Annotated in this window: 21 protein-coding genes, 1 pseudogene and 1 riboswitch; of the genes and pseudogenes, 13 read left to right on the plus strand and 9 right to left on the minus strand. The window is 51.1% G+C overall.

Annotation, left to right across the window (positions count from 1 at the left end; all coding sequences use genetic code 11):
- Positions 1–2,062: 2,062 nt before the first annotated feature.
- The 5 genes from ACS603_RS00005 to ACS603_RS00025 all read left to right on the plus strand — a co-directional run bounded on the left by ACS603_RS00005 (position 2,063) and on the right by ACS603_RS00025 (position 4,684).
- Entirely contained in the window at positions 2,063–2,491 is a 429-nt protein-coding gene (locus tag ACS603_RS00005) for a hypothetical protein (protein WP_474943540.1), read from the plus strand.
- A gap of 129 nt (positions 2,492–2,620) precedes the next feature.
- Positions 2,621–2,797, plus strand: a complete 177-nt coding sequence (locus ACS603_RS00010) for a hypothetical protein (protein WP_182272021.1) — start codon at positions 2,621–2,623, stop codon at positions 2,795–2,797.
- Positions 2,772–3,683, plus strand: coding sequence for a hypothetical protein (locus tag ACS603_RS00015; RefSeq protein ID WP_182272020.1), 912 nt, complete (start codon positions 2,772–2,774; stop codon positions 3,681–3,683). The genes ACS603_RS00010 and ACS603_RS00015 overlap by 26 nt, the downstream gene beginning before the upstream one ends.
- Before the next feature lie 15 nt (positions 3,684–3,698).
- Positions 3,699–4,181 (plus strand): hypothetical protein, encoded by a 483-nt coding sequence (locus ACS603_RS00020; protein ID WP_474943541.1) that lies wholly within the window; start codon positions 3,699–3,701, stop codon positions 4,179–4,181.
- Between the two features lie 167 nt (positions 4,182–4,348).
- Positions 4,349–4,684 carry a hypothetical protein gene (locus ACS603_RS00025; protein WP_231825293.1) on the plus strand — a complete coding sequence of 112 codons (336 nt, stop codon included), beginning with the start codon at positions 4,349–4,351 and terminating at the stop codon, positions 4,682–4,684.
- A 62-nt stretch (positions 4,685–4,746) separates the two neighbouring features.
- Here the strand turns inward: ACS603_RS00025 and ACS603_RS00030 are convergent, their stop codons facing one another.
- The gene (locus tag ACS603_RS00030; RefSeq protein WP_209417914.1) at positions 4,747–5,859 is read right to left on the minus strand and encodes a helix-turn-helix domain-containing protein; all 1,113 of its coding nucleotides are present in this window, start codon (positions 5,857–5,859) and stop codon (positions 4,747–4,749) included.
- Between the two features lie 9 nt (positions 5,860–5,868).
- The gene (locus ACS603_RS00035; RefSeq protein WP_286463668.1) at positions 5,869–6,588 is read right to left on the minus strand and encodes a hypothetical protein; all 720 of its coding nucleotides are present in this window, start codon (positions 6,586–6,588) and stop codon (positions 5,869–5,871) included.
- A 746-nt stretch (positions 6,589–7,334) separates the two neighbouring features.
- Here ACS603_RS00035 and ACS603_RS00040 point away from each other — a divergent pair.
- From ACS603_RS00040 to ACS603_RS00050, 3 genes are all read left to right on the plus strand, one after another.
- Positions 7,335–7,670: a hypothetical protein gene (locus ACS603_RS00040; protein ID WP_082228176.1), complete on the plus strand. Its 336-nt coding sequence runs from the start codon at positions 7,335–7,337 to the stop codon at positions 7,668–7,670.
- A gap of 24 nt (positions 7,671–7,694) precedes the next feature.
- Complete coding sequence (locus ACS603_RS00045; RefSeq protein ID WP_474943542.1) at positions 7,695–8,753, plus strand: major capsid protein; 1,059 nt, start codon at positions 7,695–7,697, stop codon at positions 8,751–8,753.
- Between the two features lie 84 nt (positions 8,754–8,837).
- The gene (locus ACS603_RS00050; RefSeq protein ID WP_423969958.1) at positions 8,838–9,050 is read left to right on the plus strand and encodes a hypothetical protein; all 213 of its coding nucleotides are present in this window, start codon (positions 8,838–8,840) and stop codon (positions 9,048–9,050) included.
- A 26-nt stretch (positions 9,051–9,076) separates the two neighbouring features.
- Here ACS603_RS00050 and ACS603_RS00055 read toward each other — a convergent pair whose 3' ends face one another.
- Positions 9,077–9,325, minus strand: a complete 249-nt coding sequence (locus ACS603_RS00055) for a hypothetical protein (protein WP_000002667.1) — start codon at positions 9,323–9,325, stop codon at positions 9,077–9,079.
- A gap of 234 nt (positions 9,326–9,559) precedes the next feature.
- On the opposite strand from ACS603_RS00055, the gene ACS603_RS00060 reads away from it, so the two are divergent.
- Complete coding sequence (locus ACS603_RS00060) at positions 9,560–9,736, plus strand: DUF3606 domain-containing protein (RefSeq protein ID WP_071579603.1); 177 nt, start codon at positions 9,560–9,562, stop codon at positions 9,734–9,736.
- A 71-nt stretch (positions 9,737–9,807) separates the two neighbouring features.
- On the opposite strand, the gene ACS603_RS00065 is transcribed toward ACS603_RS00060, so the two are convergent.
- Positions 9,808–10,955, minus strand: a protein-coding gene (locus tag ACS603_RS00065; protein ID WP_474943543.1) for an IS3 family transposase whose coding sequence is annotated in 2 segments (ribosomal slippage) — positions 9,808–10,718 and positions 10,718–10,955 — 1,149 coding nt in all. Because the reading frame shifts where the segments join, the coding sequence is not laid out codon by codon here.
- Between the two features lie 214 nt (positions 10,956–11,169).
- Positions 11,170–11,267: riboswitch (TPP riboswitch) on the plus strand.
- Between the two features lie 35 nt (positions 11,268–11,302).
- Between ACS603_RS00065 and thiM the strand changes: the two genes are divergently transcribed.
- The 3 genes from thiM to ACS603_RS00080 are packed head-to-tail and all read left to right on the plus strand — an operon-like array spanning position 11,303 to position 13,658.
- A complete protein-coding gene (gene thiM / locus ACS603_RS00070) occupies positions 11,303–12,073 on the plus strand; it encodes a hydroxyethylthiazole kinase (RefSeq protein ID WP_474943544.1) in 771 nt (256 codons plus the stop codon).
- The gene (gene thiD / locus ACS603_RS00075; RefSeq protein ID WP_315686155.1) at positions 12,070–12,870 is read left to right on the plus strand and encodes a bifunctional hydroxymethylpyrimidine kinase/phosphomethylpyrimidine kinase; all 801 of its coding nucleotides are present in this window, start codon (positions 12,070–12,072) and stop codon (positions 12,868–12,870) included. Before thiM ends, thiD begins: the two co-directional genes overlap by 4 nt.
- 41 nt (positions 12,871–12,911) lie before the next feature.
- Complete coding sequence (locus tag ACS603_RS00080) at positions 12,912–13,658, plus strand: GntR family transcriptional regulator (RefSeq protein WP_182061717.1); 747 nt, start codon at positions 12,912–12,914, stop codon at positions 13,656–13,658.
- Here the strand turns inward: ACS603_RS00080 and ACS603_RS00085 are convergent.
- Genes ACS603_RS00085 through ACS603_RS00095 form a run of 3 tightly spaced genes read right to left on the minus strand, consistent with a single transcriptional unit; the run spans position 13,632 to position 16,863 of the window.
- Positions 13,632–14,588 (minus strand): PfkB family carbohydrate kinase, encoded by a 957-nt coding sequence (locus ACS603_RS00085; RefSeq protein ID WP_474943545.1) that lies wholly within the window; start codon positions 14,586–14,588, stop codon positions 13,632–13,634. The genes ACS603_RS00080 and ACS603_RS00085 overlap by 27 nt on opposite strands.
- A complete protein-coding gene (locus ACS603_RS00090) occupies positions 14,585–15,589 on the minus strand; it encodes an ADP-ribosylglycohydrolase family protein (RefSeq protein WP_474943546.1) in 1,005 nt (334 codons plus the stop codon). Before ACS603_RS00090 ends, ACS603_RS00085 begins: the two co-directional genes overlap by 4 nt.
- Positions 15,586–16,863 carry a nucleoside permease gene (locus tag ACS603_RS00095; protein WP_315686150.1) on the minus strand — a complete coding sequence of 426 codons (1,278 nt, stop codon included), beginning with the start codon at positions 16,861–16,863 and terminating at the stop codon, positions 15,586–15,588. The genes ACS603_RS00090 and ACS603_RS00095 overlap by 4 nt, the downstream gene beginning before the upstream one ends.
- A gap of 250 nt (positions 16,864–17,113) precedes the next feature.
- On the opposite strand from ACS603_RS00095, the pseudogene fbaB reads away from it, so the two are divergent.
- Positions 17,114–18,165 (plus strand): annotated as a pseudogene (gene fbaB / locus ACS603_RS00100) (class I fructose-bisphosphate aldolase).
- Between the two features lie 61 nt (positions 18,166–18,226).
- Here fbaB and yegS read toward each other — a convergent pair.
- Both yegS and trhP read right to left on the minus strand, forming a co-directional pair.
- Positions 18,227–19,126, minus strand: coding sequence for a lipid kinase YegS (yegS, locus tag ACS603_RS00105; protein ID WP_474943547.1), 900 nt, complete (start codon positions 19,124–19,126; stop codon positions 18,227–18,229).
- Positions 19,127–19,374: 248 nt separating this feature from the next.
- Positions 19,375–20,736, minus strand: coding sequence for a prephenate-dependent tRNA uridine(34) hydroxylase TrhP (trhP, locus tag ACS603_RS00110; RefSeq protein WP_182061711.1), 1,362 nt, complete (start codon positions 20,734–20,736; stop codon positions 19,375–19,377).
- Positions 20,737–20,822 lie beyond the last annotated feature (86 nt).

Raw genomic sequence — 20,822 nt, forward strand, 5'->3', positions numbered from 1 at the left:
CCTTAATGCGAGTAAGGGTTTTTTGATCGCTTGGAAGATTAAGCCAACTGTAACGTACAAAATAACAATCGAAAGCATGGCATACGCAAAATCGCTGATTGGATACATTTACTTACTTGCCCCGTCGAGTCCTGTTCTTCAGTTTACATCCTCCTATCGAAAATGTACCCGTAACAGTTGGTGATCTGTTAGACCGCCAGCCCAGACCCTCCGCAAAGAACCAGAATGTTCACAAAATATCCAACAGCCGACACCCCCAGCAGTGCACTTCACTACTTCATCCCATAGGCCATCACAACAGGGAAAACTTACCACAACAGAGCATTTTGCTGTTCGTTTTCTGCTCTATTTAACATAATGGTTCTTATAAGTACTTGACTGGAATTGTCAGGTATTGCTTTTCGGAGCGTTGATGCGAAGCGGGGTAGACAACAGCGATTTCATCAACAGAAGGAAAGCATTCGGGAGGATTTGAGGTAAGTTCTCTTGTTCAAGGATTTTGGATGAGTTTATCTGGTCACCACACAATTTCAGGTTTCAGGCCTTTGAAGTTGCCAGTGCATCAAATGCCATAAAAGCACATTTTTCTATTCGCAGCAGACACAAAGCCACTACAGCGACGTTACCACAACGGGTTGAAGGTTTGCCATCACCTAGCGAAATTCTCTCGTCCCAGCGGCCACAGATGCGTACCTTTTTCCACACCAGCGTATGCATTCTCACCAATCCCTTCTACGCTTCACCAAAAGCGCTACAGCGCGTCATCTCCACACAATTGTAAACTGACAGACCCATATCACAGCGCCACGCTGAGAGGCTCTCACAGGCCCAGAAATGGACGATTTTTCGTTGATTTTGCACGAGAAATTATTATTTTTCGGTTTGAAATGAGGAGGGATCGGTGATTGTGTTTAGCCACACCACGAGTGACAGATCTGCCGAGGCAGCGCCATTACTGGCTTCGTTGTATACCTTACACTATAACGGTTACCACATCCCACAGGTGAGACAGTGACAACACGACGCATTTACGGCGATATACCAGCGATTAAATTTGAATTTTCAGCGGTTTATTTGCAGCTTGGTGAGGCGCACATCCCAAAGGATGAGGTGATTGAGAAGTAACCAACCCCGGTCACTGGTGTCCGGACACCCCGGTCATGGATGACCTACGATATAATAAAGAACTAGATAATAAAGATAAAAAACCTAAAACATGATCTTTATAAAAAAAGCTAACGGCAAGGCCGCATAGCGGTGAGCGTTATCGTTCATCACTTCGTGACCGGATCACCAGGTGTCTTCTGTCAGAGGGGAGGGTGTCTTCTATTGGAAGATACGTGTCTTCCACCAGAGGGGAGGTGTCTTCTGAGAGACGTAGCATAAGAGCATTTATAAAAACACTTATAAAACACTTATAAGATCTTAAAGACCTGAAGGTCAAAGACAGATTGAACATGCGTTCAATTGTTGGAGTTGTTAGGTGTTATGTAGACAGGCTTCGCCTGTTTACACTATGTGTGGAAGACAAGCGCAAGCGCGTCAGTCCAATGTGAACGACTGCGATGCAGTCAGGAGCTTTAAACGCGACGTAACTCCCCCCTTGGAGGGGCGGCGCTCCCCCCTCAGACTTCACAAAGACGCTATGCGGTGAATCCCCGATTCATCTTGATTGTTGTGACCGTTGATTGACAAAGGACAATCAAGACTAGATAACAGGAGGCTCACAGAGCGCATCAGACACGCTACACGGCATTTAAACGGTAGAGGTAACCCATAGGCACTGCCTACGGCTTGGAATCGCTTAGAGCGCGTCAGAGGCGATTTGTGTAACCCTGAATTATTTCCCACCTAAAATAAGAATGCAATACATATAATTAAATTCAGCACGAATTGCTAATGACATTGTATGTTGCTTTATGGAATTATGCGGCCCAGCCCAAAAGGTTGCTAGCACACTTTTATCTATGATACAACAAGAAACTTGACAAAAAGTGTGATTTATGACATAATATATTCATACCTTGAGAAAAGGAAACATTAAAACAACATAGGAGATTAGATGACAAAACCAGTCCTGTTCGACTTTTCGAACGCTACCGCCTCAGAGATTGTTTCTGCAATCGACAACAAAATCACTTCTTTAGTAAATCTTCGCAGTTTCAGAACCCGCGTTGGCGGCTCCAAGAAAGCAGACAAACTATACCCGGCAACTCGTGAAGCCATGAATATCATCAAAGGTCTGCGCCAGCAGGCTAAGAATGCAAAAATCATCCGGGATATTCTGAAGCCTTACAGCCATGAGTTGGCAAAAGGCCGTGATGTTATGGAAATCATTGAACCTGTGCTTTCTGGCTGGCGTGTCTATTACGCCTCTCATGGCATCGGCCTGATGAATGAGCAGATCCTTCTGCTTAAGATGATTGAGTCTAGCGGTGAACTTGAAGGCATTATCGGAAAAACTATTCCAGACTTAACAACACCAGCTTAATCCCGCCTTAGCATCACCCGCTGGCGCAAGCCATCAAACTAAACCGCCGTAAAAACGGCTCCTCACCCTTGGTCAATTCCATGATCGCAGGGGTGTGTTCCCACATCTCACAGACAGGAGACAGGATGTATGAATATTTCATTTCCGGATGAAACGTACCGCACATTGCTAAGGGAGGCCAACCGCCGAGACATGCCAATGGCAAAATTATGTAGTGAATTGCTGCAAATGGCAGCCAAAATCATCGAAAACAATAAAACAGATAACCAGCGAGGATATTATGACGACCGAGAAAGCAGAAAGTAAACTTTACGAATCCCTACCGCAGCCGAACGAAGACAAACCGATCACGGTTGATACTTTTTCCCCTTGGGTGATCCAGATTGCCCGTATCAAATATTTCAACGGAGTGAAAAACAGCCCAGAAATCATGGCGGTCTACAGTCATCTGCTTGGATGGAAGAAGACGACAGGTGAGATCCGTCCGTCTCAACAATATATTGCGGATTGCTGTTGTATGGGACTCTCAACTGTTCAGAAAAAAGTGAAACTGCTAATGATAATGGGGTGGATTACAGCGATACCAGCTCGTAAACCAGGAAGTAAAGAGATCTCCCATACTGACTACACAGTCAAAGATCCTGAGGAAATTTTAGCAGAACTTAACGCTGGGTTATCACAGCAAGGTGACGCAGTAGTAACCATCGCAAATAATCAGAAAGTTAAAACCGGGGAGAGCGGCAAAGATGAGCAGAAACAACAGGATGACGAACAACCCGTTACTACAACCTCTGCGGCTGCTGCTGGAGTCGGAAAATCTGTATCTCCTGTGGATGTTGGCGGCAATGCTCCTTTATCCTCTGATGCTGATGCGTTGAACGAACGGCACTATGCCGATCTTAATACCCTCAACTACTGGCAGAATCAGGGTGAGGAAGGTTTAGAGGAATATCTCACAATGTGGGGCAAGACTTCGAAAGAGGCGCAGACTCTGATCAAGAGCCATATCACCATTCTCCATAGCCAGGGAAGTAAAGGATCGAGGTCTGCCGCTAACGACGAATCGTCAGGCGCTGATGCAATTTACAAACAGCAGCAGGCGCGAAGAGCAGCCGAATCGAAACAGGCTATTAATGCCCCGCAGCAGCAAGAGGATGAGCAGCTTGAATTTAATGATAACGAACCGTTTTAGCAATTGGAGGAATAATTGTGTGAGAACGTAACTGGCAACAGCCACTCTCTGGCTGACCAGAAAAAAACAGATTTAGAGCGTCTTTTTAAAAAGCGCCGCCGTGATGAGGATATTGTTAAAACCGCTAAGGCACTCCTTGTGCATGGCATGACCCCCGGCAAAGTTGCCTTGTTATTACGTCTTGATCCTGAGTTTGTAGCTGAACTGGCTAAGACATGGAATCCCAAGTTTCGAAAGGTGAAATACACCAGTCAGTACGCAACTAAGCGAACTGTACGCCAATATTTCGACTCGGGTGCAATGCTCGGAAAAATCTGTGCTGACCTCCAGTTACCTCTATTTTCTGTGATCACGTTTCTTCAACGTGACGGAGTGAGCGATCAGGAAATGGCATCCCGAATGCCTGTTAGTGACGATCCGTTGTTCATTGAGTACCGGAAGACTATTTCACGCAAGCAGGCAGCGCCCCAACGCCGATCACCACGCCTGCATTACTAACACCCTGAAAGGGTTAACAGCAATTGCTGTTAATCGCCTTGCGATGCACTGACCCAACCCCAGCCGGGGAAACTTGACCCTATTTGAATATTTATCCTTTCTGCCGTTAGCGGTAGCCGTATTTCTATGGCTTCGTGACGGCCTGGACCTCTACAGGAAACATAAAAATGAAAAACGTAAACGACATCCGCGCCGATATTCTCGCCGCAATGCAGGCCGCTGCCGAACCGGAGAGCGGAGATCTGAATAAAAGCGCCCACCAGGTGTTGGCTGATGCTATCGAGGGATATCTGACCGCTTCGACTGCAACAGCCAGCAAATCAGCCCCGAAAGGTGGCAAGGCTATCAAAAGCAAAGGCATAGCTTTAACCGCTGCCGTTCAGGGTGGACCCGCTAACCTCCGTCCGGTCAGTCTCATGATGAAGAGCAAGATCGAAGATCTGACTAATGAACAGTGGTTAGCGCTAAAGTATTTAGGCTACCAGATCAACAGATTAGCTTAATATGAGATTAACGGACTCGAGCTAAATACGGCGGAGTAAACCGCCGATTGTCGCATATAGGATTATTTGACAAGACTTAAATGAGGTGGTCGCTTGTGTTTGATCGACGACGAAAGGCCGTCCCCAGCTATGGCCTCCATGAAGAAGCGATTGTTAAATGTGAGCGCGCCTATTTCATCAGCGGGGAAGCGCAGCTGTTTAAGTATTTCGACACGCTTTACTCCCTGAGAGTGCAACGATGTAAAGACTTTTTCCAAAATCAACGACTTCTCTCGTTCTGGCATGCCCTGGGGTTCCCCAGTACGGTAACCACGGCGGTTGAGTTCTATCGCCAGTTGTCTGTAATGCCATTCAGAAGACAAACCGACATCAAAGGTACGTCGAACTAAAGCCGCTAGGGATACTTTCCAATTTTTCTTCAATAAAACAAGCTGGTCTAGGCTAGGCATCCTTGGTACTGAGGCTAAGATACTACGCTCAGGCATCAATAACGCCGAAGCAAAGCGATCTGCATCCTGTTCAGCTTGGCGACCATTGTTGCTGGAGTGTTTGTGCAGAACCAAATGACCAAGCTCATGAGCAGCGTCAAAGCGGCTGCGTTCTGGAGTTTTCATTGTATTCAGCAGAACAAAGGGTTTTTCGTCCATCCAAAATGAAAAAGCATCTACTTCAACGCAATTTTCAGCAAGTGAGAATACCCTGACGCCATTAGCTTCAAGCAAATGAATTATGTTCGAAATTGATAGTTCACCAATACCCCAGGCTTCTCTAACTGCTCTAGCAGCACGCTCCGGCTCAGAATATCCGTCGAAACTACAATCAGGGATGTTGGGCTTCGGTAACTTGAATTGCCCATCAATCCATGCCGATAATTCTTGTGCTAGTTTGCCAGCGCCGAGTGCCGAATCACGTTTTTGGGCGCTTAACTTTGTCATTGCACGAAAACTGACGGCTTCGGGCGTCAATGAAGGAACATCCCGATCGAGGAAAAATTCGATAGGATATTCCAAAACAGAAGCGATTCTTTCCATACTATCGCTGGCAATTGGCTCGAAGATACCTGCTTTTTCATAGTTAGAAATGGTCTTGCTGGTTAATCCAGCAGCTTCAGCTAGCGCTCTTTGAGTCAGGCCTCTCCGTTCTCTTGCTATACGTAAACGCTCTGAATTAAACATGGTGCATCTTTAGCCTGTTTTCAAAATATCAAGATCAATATCTGGTGTAAACTGAGGAGTCTCACCACCCTGAACCATTGGATCTGGCTGATGGGCATCAAGAATCAAACGAGTAGAAAAACTGTTAACAACATTTTTGTCATTGTAGGAAACAGGCCGGGACAGCTCCGCGCGAATACCTACACGGTTGAATTCATCCAGTTCATCAAAATCGTAAAGTAAGAACCATAAGTCCCGTCCGATTTTGTTCGGGAGTAATGGGACAACCTCACCTTCTGGCAGGTCTAAATCTAATTTGAGCTGGTTATCATCCAGCATTAGTTTCCCCTGACCAGGGTGGTTATTATGGATTAACCCCATGAGTTCACGAGTAAAGTCTCCTTTCTTCATACGTGACTCAGGATAGCCATGAACCAAACCCGTTTGATCGCAGCCACGGCAGAGATAAATCGCCACCGTTTCACTAATAGTCAATTCAACGTTTCGTAGAGACAATCGCTTGAATCCCTTCGGAGCAAGGATATCTCTGGCAGCGCTTACCCCTTCACCGTAAAAGTACTGTCCGCGAGACGTTACAGGGTGATTTTGTGTAGTGGAATAGCGACCAGACAAACCACGCTCAAGAATGCGTATAAGGTCGTTTTGACTGAGATTCAGAGGTTGCAAGTAAGATTCGATATCATTCGGATCAGCCAATACTACGGTTTTTTCGAGATTATGAGAGTACATCGGTATAGGCCTCATGATTATTTTCTGTTTTTTATACCTCAATTGAGGGAGGAAAACAAGAAAATAACTGGATGAATAGACAGATGTGACTTCTTTACTCCACTTAAATTTGCTAACTCTTCTGATGCTGTTGGAAGTGGATACCGGTATAGCTTCATAGAACTTTATAGCTCTTACACCTAGTAATGATGTAACCTTTTGATTGTAAAAATAATAAGTAAATGATAAAATAGTTTATATTGGTTATTATTATCATTGAATCCTTTCCTGCTGTGATTGCTCTCTAGAGATTATCGGCCTGAAAAGGCTATGCCATGGCGGCAACCCAATAAAAGATTAAGATTCGCCTTTAGCACCCGTGGACGGGTTTAAAACTTTGTTTTAAATCGCGTTGCGATGTCATAGGGCGTACAAAGTCCGGGCCACTGGTCTGGATTTGCCATTAAATCCGGCGCTCTCCTCGTCGGTCATCTTGCCATGATGCAAACTGGCATTGAGTGCTGCAGCGAAGATATGAGGTCTCCCGCTGCTGTGCTCCCTCATTCCTGAAGCGTGACTCACCGATCATGCTTTCCATATCTCTCCATCAGAAAACTACTTACCTACACCAGGCGGGATATTCTCGCCTTGGTCTTTTTCTGTATGGAAAACGAAGTGAAGAAGGTCGCCTTTGTGCGGCCTCTTTTATACCTGAAGCAAATCTCGGCGAATCTGCCGAATAACAATAACTGTATGGAGATACAAATATGTTGATGTACGAAGAGAACTATTCCCCGCAGGATGTGATCGCCTATCGAGACGATGAGGTGTTTTCCCATAAAACCCGCACTTTCGCCACGCTGGCAATTGATGTTGTGCCTGGCACACTGCTTACCTCAGAAGGTGAAGCATACTCCAGTGGTAGCGATGTTCTGATCGCGCTGGATGACCAAAAGGCTGGCACTAATGTTCCGGTGATTGTTGTAGACCGAGGCTGCATCTTAAAGCGCAATGGTCTGAAAGCGGTTACCCCTGCTGCGCTGGCGAACGCCATCACTGCTATCGAAACAGACGGTAAAAACCGTGTTTCTATTTCTGAATAAGAATAACGATAAGGAAATCAAACTATGACTATTTCTACCTCTGGTTTTAAGGTTAATTATTTCACTGGCGCGTACAAAGAGCGGTTCGGGGATAATTTCCTACTCCAAGCGTTGGATATTTTCAAAGAAAAGACAAGCCCACTGCCTAAACTGGAACTCGACGAGCTTCACGAAAATATGCAGGCCGTTTCTTCCAGTGTGAACCGTTACAGCACGGAAGTTTCAGTGACAGATCGCCCCCTCGCAAAAAATCGCCTGATTGAAATCCCCCATTTTGTAACAGTTGGGAATGTGAGCGCAGCCGATTTCCAGTCACGTCGCCGGGCCTCTACCCAGCGTCAGACTCTGCGCGATGAGTTAATTTCTGATGAGGGGATTCGCCAGTATCTGAAATTCCGAGCCACCAAAGAAGAGTATCTTGCTCGCGCATTATTCACCGGACAGGTTCTGTCACCGTATACACAAGATCGTCCTGTGCTGGATTTTGAAGATGAATTCGGGCAGCTAAATGCAACTGCAACCGTGGACGCTACCAAATCAGGTGATGGCCCGTTAGAAGATCTGGACACCGCAGCAAACGCAATGAGTTTTGCTCTAGGTGGTTGGATGTCGTCTATGCGTGGCGTGGTGGTTCTGTGTTCACCGGAAGCGTACAAGGCGATTAAATTCCATCCCTCTATGCTGACACTGGTTAATCATGGCGTGTTGCCAGATAGCAACCTCTTCAATGCGAGCGTTAAGGCCAGCCTTCCTGCATTCCAAGCAATGACCATCGATGGTCTGACATTCGTCAATACTGGTTTGCTATACCGCGAGTTTATCCCCGCAGGGCAGGCGTTCATGGTTCCTCTATTCGGTGCAAACAATGTTGTTGGTAGTGACCTGCAACCATTCGAGGTTTACCACGGGCCAGCCTCACGAGATGCACGTCTAGCGGCAGAGGAAGCAGAGAGCCAATTCTTCCAGTATTCATGGGAGGACCACCTTCACAACACCACGGTCCAGTCAGAATATGGCCTGCTGCCGATCTGCTACAACCAGTCAATGATTACCCGTTTAACGGTGAATACGTCAGAAGGCTAACGCTACGGTAAATTTGGGGCTGACCATTCGGCCCCGCCGTGAAGAATGGCCCAAAAGGGGCGAGGCAAAGGAAAGGAGATACATATGAAATTAGCTTTGATCGGTACTGGCAACATGCCGCTGATGCAGTGGATTCTAGATGGCAAGGGCGATGATGCGATCATCAACATGTCAGCGTTAGCGCGTCGGCTTGATTGTAGTCGTTCCAGCCTACTTGACCGCATCCATACGTATGGATTCGACAGCGCTATTAGGTACTACTTGAGCGAACAGCGACAACGAAAACTGAAAACATGAGAGCCGGGTTAATCCCGGCTTTTTTTTTAGCGCTTTTTATTCGATTGGGAAACAACCGAACCAGCTAAGGTTTTAGTAACCTCGCTTGAGCGTGGGTTTTTCAGTGCTGCGGATGCTTTGGCTTCCATGTTTGCGCCAGTCTGATTTTTTGTTCCTGCTTGTGATAGCACCGAACCCGCTAAACTTTTCTGAATCGCAGAGGCGTTTGGGTTGTTTAGAGTCTCTGCTGCCAGATGTGCTACATCTTTCGAGGATTGCTTATCATTGTTCGCCATTTCAACACCTATTCACAGGATGGATTTTTGGATATATTGTATTTGTTATATCAATAAACACAATATGTAGTGGTTATGATAGAAACGAAGCGGCAAGATTAGCAAGCTCGGAAAAAAGTTTTTACTGGTTTTATGACCAGTGTCAATTGTTTGATAACTGACCGTTTACGAAGCGGTAGAGAAGTCATATAGGTAGTATGCAGGCATAAGCTTGTAATACTCAGGACAAACCAAATGGCAGATAACTTACAGCGTCGGCAGCCAGAAGATAAACGTTTCATCAGCTTGAGTGAATCTTGGGAAGTAGCATATTGGACCCAAGCGTTGGGTGTTACTGAATCTCAGCTTAGGGCTGCTGTTAGAGCTGTTGGTAATGGCACCGCTAAGGTAAGAGCACATCTAGGTAAATAGGTTTGTGAAGGCATATTCAACTGTGCTGTTGAGGCTGGGGAAACCCGGCCTTTTGAATAGCCACGGATAATCTAGACACATCCGAGCCGTTGATAATATTGGTTTTCATATTCCGTCGGTGGCATCTGATCACTCGAACCATGTCGACGCTTACTGTTATAAAACATTTCGATGTAATCAAAAATATCGCTGCGCGCTTCTTCCCGTGTTCCGTAAATCTTTTTCTTTATCCGTTCACGCTTCAGTAGCTGGAAAAAGCTTTCTGCAACTGCGTTGTCGTGACAGTTACCACGACGGCTCATACTGCCCTCCAGACCGTGTGATTTCAGGAACGACTGCCACTCATGGCTTGTGTACTGACTACCCTGGTCCGAATGAACCAGCACCTGTTTTTGGGGATTACGTCGCCACACGGCCATCAAAAGCGCATTCAGAACAATATCTTTTGTCATCCGCGGTTGCATTGCCCAGCCGATAACTTTGCGCGAGAACAGGTCAACAACTACGGCCAGATACAGCCAGCCTTCGTGGGTTCGGATGTACGTTATGTCCGTTACCCAACGTTCATCTGGTGCTTCCGGGTTGAACTGCCGCTGGAGTCTGTTGGGTGTCACGATACTGGCTTCACCTTTACGCGATCGTGGGCTTCGATACCCAACCTGAGCCTTTATCCCGGCACGCTTCATCAGCCGCCAGACCCGGTTAATCCCACATTGTTGCCCACTATCTCGCAGGTCGATATGGATCTTGCGATAGCCATAAACGCAACCGGACTCCAGCCAGAACTGTTTGATTTGTCCTGTCAGTCTGAGATCCGCCTGATGCCGTGGTGAATACGGCTGCTGAAGCCAGGCGTAAAACCCACTCGGATGAACATTCAGCACCCGACAGAGCAGGCGAACAGGCCAGCAACAGGAGTTGTCACGGATAAAGGCGTACCTCAGTCGGACAGCTTTGCGAAGTACGCCGCGGCTTTTTTTAATATGTCCCGTTCGTCAGTAACCCGCTTCAGCTCCTTCTGAAGTCGACGGATCTCGGCCTGAGCATCTGACTGCTCTTTGTTGGTGGAAGAGTCCGGTCCGAACTTCTTTATCCAGGCATAAAGACTGTGGGTAGTAATATCGAGGCGTGTTGCAACGCTGGAAACAGAATGACCACGATCAACAACCTGTTTGACAGCTTCAATTTTAAACTCTTCAGGGTAACGCTTACTGCTCATGTGCACCTCTCTTTAAGCCATTTTAAATGACTCTGAGGTGTCTGTTAAACCCGTGGCTATTCATTTTTTGTGTTCGGTGTTTGGTACTGTGAGCCACAACTTGAGACACAAGCTGGGACACAGAGCATTTTTTAAGGTTGTGTCTTTGGCTTCCCGCTGGCATGATCCAGAACAGGGATTAACGGGACGTTAATCGCAAGCTTTTGATTTTGTTTTATTTGACTCGGGGTGCCCTTCTTCGATGAAGGCTGAGAAATACCCGTATTACCTGATCTGGATAATGCCAGCGTAGGGAAGTCAGATGCCTTCCCGGTCATCGCTTCTTCACGCAAGGCAGGAGCGACACCATGCAGCCTGACCTGCCCGACTTACACGTTTTACATCAGTTCCGAACCCGTTCCCCGCTCACGCACTGCATGACTAACGATGTCGTGCAAACTTTTACCGCTAACGTGCTGCTGGCGCTTGGTGCTTCTCCGGCGATGGTCATTGAAGCGGAAGAAGCTGAACAGTTCGCTACTTTTGCAGATGCATTGCTGATTAATGTCGGCACGCTTACCGCCCCGCGCGCGCAGTCGATGCGGCGGGCGATAGAGAGCGCCGTTGCCGCAGGTAAACCCTGGACGCTCGACCCGGTTGCGGTCGGCGCGCTGACGTTCCGCACCCGTTTTTGCCATCAAATCCTCACGCTTAAACCTGCCGCCATTCGCGGTAATGCCTCGGAAATTCTGGCGCTTGCCGGAATGAGCGCCGGGGGCCGTGGCGTAGATACCACCGACACGGCCTCAAGCGCACTGCCCGCGGCGCAGGCGCTGGCACGACAGACTAATGCCATCGTCGTGGTCACCGGGGAAGTCGATTATGTGACTGACGGGCTGCGAACCCATACGGTGACAGGGGGTGATCCCCTAATGACGCGCGTTGTGGGAACCGGATGTGCGCTTTCGGCTGTGGTGGCCGCCAGTTGTTCATTGCCTGGAGACCGGCTGGATAACGTGGCGGCAGCCTGTGGCTTTATGAAGCGCGCAGGAACGGTCGCCATCAGGCATTCTCGCGGCCCGGGTAGCTTTGCCAGTGCGTTTCTCGATGCGCTCTACACCCTGGAGGAACAGGCATGAAGCGAATTAATGCACTGACCATTGCCGGCACCGATCCAAGCGGCGGCGCGGGTATTCAGGCCGATCTGAAAACCTTCTCAGCGCTGGGAGCCTATGGCTGTTCGGTGATCACTGCTCTGGTGGCGCAAAATACACGTGGCGTACAATCGGTTTATCGTATTGAACCCGATTTTGTCGCGGCACAGCTGGACTCGGTGTTCAGCGATGTGCGCATCGATACCACAAAAATCGGGATGCTGGCGGAAACAGATATTGTTGAAGCGGTGGCTGAACGGCTTAAACGTTACCAGATACAAAACGTGGTGCTCGATACCGTGATGCTGGCCAAAAGTGGCGATCCGCTGCTTTCTGTTTCTGCTGTCGAGACCCTGCGGCAAAAACTGCTCCCGCAGGTGGCGCTGATCACGCCAAACCTGCCAGAAGCCGCAGCGCTGCTGAATGCGCCGCACGCGCGGAATGAACGCGAGATGAAAGAGCAGGGCAGTGCGCTGCTGGCCATGGGCTGTGGCGCGGTGCTGATGAAAGGCGGCCATCTTGATGATGCCGAAAGCCCGGACTGGCTCTTTACCCGTGATGGCGAAGTGCGGTTTACCGCGCCCAGGGTACAGACCAAAAACACGCACGGTACAGGCTGTACACTCTCGGCGGCGCTGGCGGCACTGCGCCCGCGACATAACTCCTGGGCCGATACGGTGCAGGAGGCCAAAACCTGGCTCTCTGCGGCACTGGCAAAAGCCGATACTCTGGAAGTGGGTCACGGTATTGGGCCGGTTCATCATTTTCATGCATGGTGGTAAGCCGTATACTGACAGGAAACACCACGCCTGAGAAAACACAGATGGAACAAGCGCATACCCGGTTAATCGAGCAGCTTAACGAACGGATCGCCGCGCCGGACAACACGCCGCTGTATCTTAAGTTTGCCGAAACGGTCAAAAACGCCGTGCGTAGTGGCGTGCTGGAACACGGGAATATTTTGCCGGGTGAGCGCGACCTGAGCCAGCTGACCGGGGTATCGCGCATCACTGTGCGTAAAGCGATGCAGGCGCTGGAAGAAGAGGGCGTGGTCACCCGCGCCCGGGGTTATGGCACGCAAATTAATAATATCTTTGAATATTCCCTCAAAGAGGCGCGTGGATTTTCTCAGCAGGTGGTGTTACGCGGGAAAAAGCCCAATACGCTGTGGGTCAACAAGCGGGTGGTGAAATGCCCGGAAGAGGTCGCCAGCCAATTATCACTCGCGCCGCAAAGCGATGTCTTCTTACTTAAACGTATTCGTTACGTGGATGACGACGCCGTTTCGATTGAGGAGTCCTGGGTTCCGGTGGGATTAATTCACGACCCGGATGCGATTGGCATCTCGCTGTATGATTATTTCCGCAGTCAGAATATCTTCCCGCAGCGCACCCGTTCCCGCGTTAGTGCCCGGATGCCAGACAGCGAATTTCAGGCGCATATCAAAATGGACGATAAAATACCGGTGCTGGTGATAAAGCAGGTTGCGCTTGACCAACAACACCGGCCCATTGAGTACAGCATCAGCTATTGTCGAAGCGATCTATACGTCTTTGTGTGCGAGGAGTAACGCGTCCCGCGTAGGGGCGCAATCGCCGCCCCGATGGCTGACCACCCATGCCGCGACCGCGTTGCCAAGCTGCACCGCGTCGGCCAGACTCCATCCCGCAGCCAGCCCGGCAAGCGTACCGCCTGCATGACTATCGCCCGCGCCGATGGTGTCCACCACCGTGGCAGGAAAGGCTGGAACATACCCGCTCTCTTCCCCGTTAAAATACCCGGCACCGTCTTTATCGTGACGCACGATCAGCGCTGAGGCGAACCGCTTTTGCCATTGCGCGCCTAATGACTCCGGATCCATGCCAAACCTTTCGGCGGCAATGTCTGCCTCCTGGCGATTCAGGGATACGATAGGCTGACGGGCCATAATGCGTGCCATCAGCGCGTCGGGAATATCGGCAATGCGCGGGCCAAAGTCGATAAACGCAGTCACGTTATGCAGGCCTTCCAGCCATGTCGTAAGCAGCTCGCCGCAGGGTGACGCCAGCTGGTAGCCGGATAAATACACCAGACTTGCGGGCGGTACGCTGAGCGCATCCAGCCAGGGTTTCTGCCACTGGTTTTCCACGCCGCTGAACGACATAAACGTGCGTTCACCGTCAGGCTCGACCAGCGCCAGACACCAGCCGTTGTCGCCTGTTTCGGCTTCCACCGCGCTGTGCAGATCCTGTTTTGCCATCGCGTTACGGATGATATCTGCCCATACGCCGTGGCCGACGGGCAGTGCGTTTTGCGCGGTAATGCCAAGTCGTTTCAGCGCAATGGCAATGTTCAGCGCACAGCCGCCAATGTTCACGCCCTGCTGTTTTAGCTCGATATCACACCCGCGCCACGGCAGGGCGTAGGCATCAGCAATGACGTCAATCACTGCCGCGCCCAGTACCGTTACCGGGCGTGTAGCCTGTAATGTCTCAAGGTGACGGGCAAAATCTGACGTCATACACCCTCCCTTTGCTCCCGGTAGTGCAGTAATTTTTCGCAGTAATGACCAAAGTCGAGCTGGTTAACGGCATCGAGTTCATCCTTAAGCGCCGGATCAATCGCCTGCACGCCATGCAGCGCGCCACAGATGGCCGTTGCCATCGCCCCGATGGTGTCAGTATCACCGCCCAGGTTGGCACATAAAATGGCGCAGCGGTTCGGATCGGTTCCAGCCAGTTCAACCATCGCAATGGCTGCCGGAACAGATTCAATGGTACTGGTGCCCGCCCCGACGAGTTGATAAACCTGCTCGCTGGCGGACTCGATCCCCTTTGCAGTACGCACGGTGTGCAGCGCCAGTTCGATACGTGCGGCCAGAGAAGCGCTGAATGTGGTGGGCTTCGCTTCCTGGGCGTAACGGGCGATGCCGGGCAGGGCATCAACAATGTTTTGCCAGCGCTCACCATCAATGGCACGCGAAATCGCCCAGGCAATCACCACCGCTCCGGCAATCGCGAGGTCAGATTTATGCGTGGGGCTGGACGCCAGCGCCACCTGTTCGACAAAGTGCTCAAGACGGGTAGCGGGCAGCAAACATCCCAGCGGGGATGCGCGCATGGCCGCGCCGTTGGTTACGCCGTTGTTCTCAAGCGCACTCACCGGTTTACCGTCGCGGATGGCATTCAGCGCGATTTTGGACGTTGGGCCAAGCACGTTTTTGTTAAACGCGTCGAACGACTCGGCCCAGTGCAGAATATGTCTGCCGATGACATCAGCATTGATCTGCCCGTCGCATTCGATAATCGCATCGGCCAGGCACAGTGCCATTGAGGTGTCATCGGTAAACTCTGCCCGGTCAAAATAGCAGGCCGCGTTGTTCTCGGCCGGCCCTGGTAAGAAGCGGTCTATCCAGCCGAAGTGGGCTTTTACACGGCTTCTTGGCCACAGCTCCGATGGCATCCCCATCGCATCCCCTAACGCCTGCCCGTAAAGAGCCCCGAGAACACGTTTGTGTTTCATTTCACTTCCCCTTGTGTCAGCGCGGCATCGCCATCAACCACCTCAATTGCGGTGATCTCTTTATCCGATTCGCGGAAAAACAGCATAAACATCACGGCGATCACGGCAATCATGATCCCACCAAATGCCCACATTCCGGCCCAGTTGAAGGTCAGCCCGTTCACTGGCTCTTTGTATGCGAACATTTTTTCCATCATCACACCGCCCAGGCGGTAACCCAGCAGGCTACCAAAGCCCTGACAGCACAGCGTGATCAAACCCTGCGCGGCAGTACGCATATGCGCGGGCGCTTTTTTATCAACGTAGATGTACGCGGTTACGTAATAGAAGTCATAGCTCACGCCGTGCAGCAGAATACCGAGGAACAACAGGGCGTAGGTGAAGTATTGCTCGGCGCCGCCGTAAACAAAGAAACCATAGCGGACTGCGGCGGTGATAAGCCCCAGAAGTAATACCTTCTTAATACCAAAGCGTTTGGTGAAGAATGGCAGCGCCAGCATAAAGAAGATTTCAGAGAACTGGCCGAGCGTCATCCAGCCGGTGGCGTTTTTCATGCCCACTTCGGTGAGATACCCGTTGGCGAAGATGTAGTAAAACGCCAGCGGCATCGCGAACAGGAACGAGCAGAAGAAGAACACCAGAAAGTTCTTGTCGCGCAACAGGATCAGCGCATCAAGCCCCAGCATCACTTTGATGTCCAGCTTGCCGGTGCTCTTCGGTGGCGTATTCGGCAGAAACAGCGCAAACACGCCAAGCAGCGCGGAACTGGCGGCGGTCATCAGCAGCGGGATGTTGGTATCAGAGATGTCGCTATAGCCCATCATTTGTGGCAGAAAACCGCAGGCCAGGCCGGAGGCGATCCAGCCGATAGTGCCCATCACGCGGATGCGCGGGAAATCGGCCTCCACATCGTCCACGTTAGAGAAGGCGATACTGTTGGTCAGGGCGATGGTGGGCATATAGGTCAGGGAATACGCCAGCAGCAGCGGGAAAAAGGTGGCGAACTGGGTCTGCTGCGCGGCGAAGTACATCAGCACAGCCCCGGCAAACATCAGCACCGCCAGCACTTTCTGGGCGGCAAAGAAGCGGTCGGTTAACGAGCCGACAAGAATCGGCGAGAGGATCGCGGCGATCGCGGTACAGGCGTAAGACCAGCCAATTTCCCCGGCGCTAAAGCCGCTTTTGCTCAGCCAAAGCCACAGCGGCACAAACCACGCGCCCCAGATAAACCATTCAACAAACATCATGAATGACAGTTGGACTTTCGTTTTCATTGTTTAATCCTGCATGTCAGAGAGGGTACTCCTTTAACATACCATTCAATAATACCTTTTAAATACCTTTGTGGTGATTGTTTGATCAATGTAGCATTTTTGTTGTACACGAATCGAGCCAGCGGATTGTGCTGAAAAAATCCCTGCTGGTGGAAAATCTGTTAAGTCAGTACCAGGCTTAGTCTGCCCACAAAAATGTGGGTCTGGATATCACTCACCGACACGACGTCGGAATTACGGGAGCATCACTATGACTGATATTGCGCAGTTGCTTGGCAAAGACGCCGACAGCCTTTTACAGCATCGTTGTATGACCATTCCTGCCGACCATCTCTATCTGCCCGGTCACGACTATGTCGACCGCGTGATGATAGACAACAACCGCCCGCCAGCCGTACTGCGTAATATGCAGACGCTCTACAACACCGGGCGGCTGGGCGGAACCGGGTATCTGTCCATTCTGCCGGTTGACCAGGGCGTTGAGCACTCTGCGGGGGCATCCTTCGCTGCCAATCCGCTCTATTTCGATCCGAAGAACATTGTAGAGCTGGCGATTGAAGCGGGTTGCAACTGTGTGGCGTCGACTTACGGCGTGCTGGCCTCGGTGTCCCGCCGTTACGCGCACCGCATTCCTTTCCTGGTGAAGCTGAACCATAACGAAACCCTGAGCTACCCAACCGAATATGACCAGACGCTGTACGCCAGCGTCGAGCAGGCCTTCAGCATGGGCGCGGTGGCGGTAGGGGCGACCATCTATTTTGGCTCTGAACAGTCGCGTCGTCAGATTGAAGAGATCTCTGCCGCCTTTGAGCGTGCGCACGAGCTGGGGATGGTGACCGTGCTGTGGGCCTATCTGCGTAACAACGCGTTCAAGAAAGACGGTGTGGATTACCACGTCTCCGCTGACCTGACCGGCCAGGCAAACCATCTGGCGGCGACCATCGGCGCGGATATCGTGAAGCAGAAAATGGCCGAGAATAACGGCGGTTATAAAGCAGTTAACTTCGGTTACACCGACGATCGTGTTTACAGCAAACTGACTACCGATAATCCAATCGATCTGGTGCGCTACCAGCTGGCGAACTGTATATGGGCCGTGCGGGGCTGATTAACTCCGGCGGTGCGGCAGGCGGTGAAACGGATCTGTCAGACGCGGTACGTACAGCGGTTATCAATAAACGTGCGGGCGGCATGGGGCTGATCCTTGGCCGTAAGGCGTTTAAGAAATCGATGGCCGACGGCGTGAAGCTGATTAATGCGGTTCAGGATGTGTATCTGGATACCAAAGTGACCATTGCTTAAAACATTGCCCCCTCTCCCCAAAGGGGCGAGGGGATTGTTGAAGCGCCAGCCGGCAAAAACATCAGCGCAAAAGCACACAGTCCGGCGGCAACCGACACTGTAGCGCGCCAGGCAAAACTTCGATGCGGAACCGCTCTCCGCTCAACGGCTCTCCGTCGAGGTTAAAGGTCATCCCGTGCGGGGCATTTACCTCAAACCAGGCCGATTGACCGTCGATAATGTTCGGGCTTTCCTGCGGCTGAGTAAGTGTGGTGAACAGCGCAGGCAATAGCCCGTCACCAGTGAAAATACGCAGTTCTAACAGACCGTCGTTAATCAGCGCCCCCGGGCACAACTGCTGCCCGCCGCCTGCCTGACGCCCGTTGCCGATACCGATCACCAGCGCATCTCCTTGCCAGTGAAAATCATCCCCGGTGATTTCGCAGCGATCCGGTTTCAGCGTATCCATCCGCATCAGGCCGTGGATCAGATAAGAGACACCGCCGAGCGCCGCTTTCAGTTTTTCCGGCGTTTCGCTGGTGATCCGCGTACCAAATCCGCCCGTCGCCATATTGATAAAACAGGTCTTATCATTCACCAGAGCGATATCCACAGCGGTGGTTTTTCCAAGAATGGCCAGCTGGAGCGCTTTCGCCAACTCCTCCGGGATCCCGGCGCTGGTGGCAAAATCGTTAGCCGTTCCAAGCGGCAAAATGCCCATTGCCGGGCGCTGGGCCGTCTCCAGGTGAATCAGCGCGGTGGCAATTTCGTTAATGGTCCCGTCGCCACCGCCGGATATCACGGTGTCCACGCCAAGCTCGCACGCCTCGGCAATATACCGGGCGGCATCGCCTTTTTCCCACGTGACACGTACGTGAATACAGGCACCGTCGTTTCGCAAGTTAACAATTGCCTGACGCAGCATATCGTTACCGGCACTCTTGCCGTTCAGAATTAATAAACTGGCTGGATAGGTTGCCATCCGCATCGCTCCCTTTTTTGCTTTATCAAAAGTGTATCTCAGGGAGGAAAAAAGCGGGTAAGAACAGGACGAAAGGCAAAAAATAAGCCCGCGTAAGGGAGATTACGCAGGCTAAGGAGGTGGTTCCTGGTACAGCTAGCATTTATGGGTTATGTTTTTCAGCGCTGTGGATAATACCCGTATTGAACGAAGCGGTATGTGATCCGATTCTAAGAATCATTCCAACCTGAAAAAATCCCCATTATTAACTATTTGCTGTGCGGATTTCGGGTGCTTTCTCCGTCGAAATTACGCATCAGCAGCGCAAATTCCAGATCCACTTCTTCCGGGACTGGCAGCCAGACAACGTGACCGTCACCCGGAGCCACCTCAATCGCTTCGCCTTTTTTGTTTTCCAGATGCTCCAGACGGAAGTTCATGTTGCCCTGCGGGGTCATCAGCTCCAGGCTGTCGCCTTTGGTGAATTTGTTTTTCACGGCAACCGCAGCCAGCGGGCCTTTGCGCTCGCCGGTGAAATCGCCGACAAACTGCTGGCGCTCAGAGATTGAATAGCCGTGCTCGTAGTTCTGGTAGTCGTCATGGGTATGACGGCGCAGGAAGCCTTCGGTATAACCGCGGTGTGCCAGGCCTTCCAGCGTTTCCAGCAGGCTGGTATCAAACGGTTTACCGGCGGCGGCATCATCAATGGCTTTACGGTAAACCTGAGCGGTGCGGGCGCAGTAGTAGTAGGACTTGGTGCGGCCTTCGATTTTCAGCGAATGCACGCCCATCTGGGTCAGGCGTTCAACGTGGGCGATGGCGCGCAGATCTTTGGAGTTCATGATGTAAGTGCCGTGTTCGTCTTCAAAGGCGGTCATGTACTCGCCCGGACGTTTGGCCTCTTCAATCATAAACACGCTGTCGGTTGGTGCGCCGATACCGAGCGTTGGTTCGACGTTGGTGACCGGGATAGGCTCGTGCTTGTGCACGATATTCCCGATGTCATCCTCTTTGCCTTCCTGGACGTTGTATTCCCAGCGGCAGGCGTTGGTGCAGGTGCCCTGGTTCGGGTCGCGCTTGTTGATATAGCCAGAGAGCAGGCAGCGGCCGGAGTAGGCCATGCACAGCGCGCCGTGAACGAAAATCTCGATTTCCATTTCCGGCACCTGGGTGCGGATCTCTTCGATTTCTTCCAGCGAAAGTTCACGAGACAGGATGACGCGGGTCAGCCCCATCTGTTTCCAGAATTTCACCGTTGCCCAGTTGACGGCGTTCGCCTGTACCGAGAGGTGAATATCCATTTCCGGGAAGTTCTCCCGAACCAGCATGATTAAACCCGGGTCCGACATAATCAGCGCATCTGGCCCCATATCCACTACCGGCTTGAGGTCACGGATGAACGTTTTCAGCTTGGCGTTGTGCGGCGCGATGTTTACCACCACGTAGAATTTTTTGCCCAGGGCATGTGCTTCATTGATGCCGAGTTGCAGGTTCTCGTGGTTGAATTCGTTGTTGCGCACGCGCAGTGAGTAGCGCGGCTGGCCCGCGTAAACAGCATCGGCACCATAAGCGAAAGCGTAACGCATATTTTGCAGCGTTCCCGCCGGGGAAAGGAGTTCCGGTTTAAACATGTTTGTTCTCGTTCTGATGACAGGTCAGATCCGCGTACACCTGGTGCAGCGGTAAGGGGAGATCCCCCACTTTAAGGGCGGGCATT

It is taken from the genome of Enterobacter sp. Li2LvB3 (genome assembly GCF_056156645.1).

What these genes read in the sequence shown, in the direction of transcription:
- ACS603_RS00005 (WP_474943540.1), top strand. Translation starts at nt 2,063, where the DNA reads ATGACAAAACCAGTCCTGTTCGACTTTTCGAACGCTACCGCCTCAGAG.
- ACS603_RS00010 (WP_182272021.1), top strand. Translation starts at nt 2,621, where the DNA reads ATGAATATTTCATTTCCGGATGAAACGTACCGCACATTGCTAAGGGAG.
- ACS603_RS00015 (WP_182272020.1), top strand. Translation starts at nt 2,772, where the DNA reads ATGACGACCGAGAAAGCAGAAAGTAAACTTTACGAATCCCTACCGCAG.
- ACS603_RS00025 (WP_231825293.1), top strand. Translation starts at nt 4,349, where the DNA reads ATGAAAAACGTAAACGACATCCGCGCCGATATTCTCGCCGCAATGCAG.
- ACS603_RS00030 (WP_209417914.1), bottom strand. Translation starts at nt 5,859, where the DNA reads ATGTTTAATTCAGAGCGTTTACGTATAGCAAGAGAACGGAGAGGCCTG.
- ACS603_RS00035 (WP_286463668.1), bottom strand. Translation starts at nt 6,588, where the DNA reads ATGTACTCTCATAATCTCGAAAAAACCGTAGTATTGGCTGATCCGAAT.
- ACS603_RS00040 (WP_082228176.1), top strand. Translation starts at nt 7,335, where the DNA reads ATGTTGATGTACGAAGAGAACTATTCCCCGCAGGATGTGATCGCCTAT.
- ACS603_RS00045 (WP_474943542.1), top strand. Translation starts at nt 7,695, where the DNA reads ATGACTATTTCTACCTCTGGTTTTAAGGTTAATTATTTCACTGGCGCG.
- ACS603_RS00050 (WP_423969958.1), top strand. Translation starts at nt 8,838, where the DNA reads ATGAAATTAGCTTTGATCGGTACTGGCAACATGCCGCTGATGCAGTGG.
- ACS603_RS00055 (WP_000002667.1), bottom strand. Translation starts at nt 9,325, where the DNA reads ATGGCGAACAATGATAAGCAATCCTCGAAAGATGTAGCACATCTGGCA.
- ACS603_RS00060 (WP_071579603.1), top strand. Translation starts at nt 9,560, where the DNA reads ATGGCAGATAACTTACAGCGTCGGCAGCCAGAAGATAAACGTTTCATC.
- thiM (WP_474943544.1), top strand. Translation starts at nt 11,303, where the DNA reads ATGCAGCCTGACCTGCCCGACTTACACGTTTTACATCAGTTCCGAACC.
- thiD (WP_315686155.1), top strand. Translation starts at nt 12,070, where the DNA reads ATGAAGCGAATTAATGCACTGACCATTGCCGGCACCGATCCAAGCGGC.
- ACS603_RS00080 (WP_182061717.1), top strand. Translation starts at nt 12,912, where the DNA reads ATGGAACAAGCGCATACCCGGTTAATCGAGCAGCTTAACGAACGGATC.
- ACS603_RS00085 (WP_474943545.1), bottom strand. Translation starts at nt 14,588, where the DNA reads ATGACGTCAGATTTTGCCCGTCACCTTGAGACATTACAGGCTACACGC.
- ACS603_RS00090 (WP_474943546.1), bottom strand. Translation starts at nt 15,589, where the DNA reads ATGAAACACAAACGTGTTCTCGGGGCTCTTTACGGGCAGGCGTTAGGG.
- ACS603_RS00095 (WP_315686150.1), bottom strand. Translation starts at nt 16,863, where the DNA reads ATGAAAACGAAAGTCCAACTGTCATTCATGATGTTTGTTGAATGGTTT.
- yegS (WP_474943547.1), bottom strand. Translation starts at nt 19,126, where the DNA reads ATGGCAACCTATCCAGCCAGTTTATTAATTCTGAACGGCAAGAGTGCC.
- trhP (WP_182061711.1), bottom strand. Translation starts at nt 20,736, where the DNA reads ATGTTTAAACCGGAACTCCTTTCCCCGGCGGGAACGCTGCAAAATATG.